The organism is Nonomuraea sp. LPB2021202275-12-8, assembly GCF_037044575.1.
Lineage (GTDB): Bacteria > Actinomycetota > Actinomycetes > Streptosporangiales > Streptosporangiaceae > Nonomuraea.
On sequence record NZ_JBAHWD010000113.1, the window covers coordinates 1 to 1618 of the forward strand.

Here is a 1618-nt window from a genome sequence, read left to right on the forward strand (position 1 = left end):
GTGGACGACGTAGGAGGCGCACGCGTCGAGGTTGTCGGTGCACTTCTGCCAGATGTCGGTGTTGCCGCCGAGGATGGCCTTGTCGGCGTCCTTGATCGTGGTCCGCTCGACGAGCCAGGTGATCAGCGAGAAGCCGTCCTTGGCGTAGTAGGTCTCGTCGAAGACCACCGCGTTGGGATGCCCCAGGTTGATGAATCGGAGAATTCCCCCGAAAAGGGTGATCAGCAGCGGCCCCAGCCAGCCCCACAGCACGCTGCCGCGCATCGGCGGGATCATCCGGTCGCGCACCGAAGGCGTGCGGGGACCGCTGGGGTCAGCCTCCGGCCCGCCAGAGGTCTGGTACGGGAAATCGGTCACCGCCATTCGGACATCGTACGGGGCTGAAGCCGGTGGTTACCCAAGAAACACGGCTCAAAGGGGATGCCCTGCAACAATGGCCGGGTGACGAACGACGGCAGGCTGGTGCTGGCAGGGGCCCCGATAGGCCAGGTGGGCGACGTCTCGCCGAGGCTCAGGCAGGTGCTGGGCAGCGCCGACGTGGTCGCCGCCGAGGACACGAGGAGGCTGCGCAGGCTGGCGAACGAGCTGGGCGTGGAGATCGGCGGGCGCGTCGTGTCCTACTACGACGCCAACGAGGCCGGCCGCGCCCAGGAGCTGGTGGAGGCGCTCAAGGAGGGACGCACGGTGGTGGTCATCACCGACGCGGGCATGCCGGGCGTCAGCGACCCCGGCTACCGCCTCACCCACCTGGCCGTCGAGGCGGGCATCACGGTCACCGCGCTGCCGGGGCCGAGCGCCGTCACCACCGCCCTGGCCGTCTCAGGGCTGCCCAGCGACAGGTTCTGCTTCGAGGGCTTTCCGCCGCGCAAGGCGGGGGACCGGGCCCGCCGCCTGTCGGGCCTGGCCGAGGAGGAGCGCACCATGGTGTTCTTCGAGGCGCCGCACCGGCTGCACAGCTGCCTGGAGGCGATGGCCGAGGCGTTCGGCGCGGGCCGCCAGGCGGCCGTCTGCCGCGAGCTGACCAAGACCTATGAGGAGGTCCGGCGCGGTGGCCTCGGCGAGCTGGCCGAGTGGGCGGCGGCGGGCGTCAAGGGTGAGATCACCGTCGTGGTAGCCGGTCACGTCGCCGGTGCGGGCGAGCTCGACGTGGCCGGCCTGGTGGCTGAGGTCGACCGCCGGGTGGCCGCGGGTGAGCTGCCCAAGGCCGCCGTCGCGGACGTCGCCAAGGGCGCCGGGATGCCCAAACGGGAGCTGTACGACGCGGTTCACAGGAGATCCGCAACGCCATAGTGTGCGCTTCGTGAAGAACTGGGGGGTTTCGCGACACAAGCTCGTCCCGCCGATGCAGGAAGGCGCCCTGTGGGGGTGGCTGGGGCCGCTGCTGGTCGCCGTCTTCGGCGGGATCCTCCGCTTCTTCAGGCTCGGAGAACCCAAGGCCGTCGTCTTCGACGAGACCTACTACGCCAAGGACGCCTTCGCGCTGCTGAGGTACGGCGCCGAACGGGCCATGCTCGGCGACGCCAAGAACCCGATCGCCGACCGTCGCCTGCTCGCCGGCGACCTGGACGTCTTCAAACAGTGCCCCGACGTCTCCGAGTGCGCCTCCTACGTGGCCCAT

The 1618-nt window shown here is 70.0% G+C and carries 1 protein-coding gene and 2 pseudogenes; 2 read left to right on the top strand and 1 reads right to left on the bottom strand.

The annotated features are described in order from the left end of the window. Positions 1-363: pseudogene (locus V5E28_RS48925) on the bottom strand (phospholipid carrier-dependent glycosyltransferase); the annotation flags it as partial. A gap of 57 nt (positions 364-420) precedes the next feature. On the opposite strand from V5E28_RS48925, the gene rsmI reads away from it, so the two are divergent. Together rsmI and V5E28_RS48935 are read left to right on the top strand one after the other, a co-directional pair. Further along, on the top strand, positions 421-1290 hold the full coding sequence (gene rsmI / locus V5E28_RS48930) for a 16S rRNA (cytidine(1402)-2'-O)-methyltransferase (RefSeq protein WP_442946021.1): 870 nt from the start codon (positions 421-423) through the stop codon (positions 1288-1290). Between the two features lie 10 nt (positions 1291-1300). Continuing rightward, positions 1301-1618, top strand: a pseudogene (locus tag V5E28_RS48935) (phospholipid carrier-dependent glycosyltransferase); the annotation flags it as partial.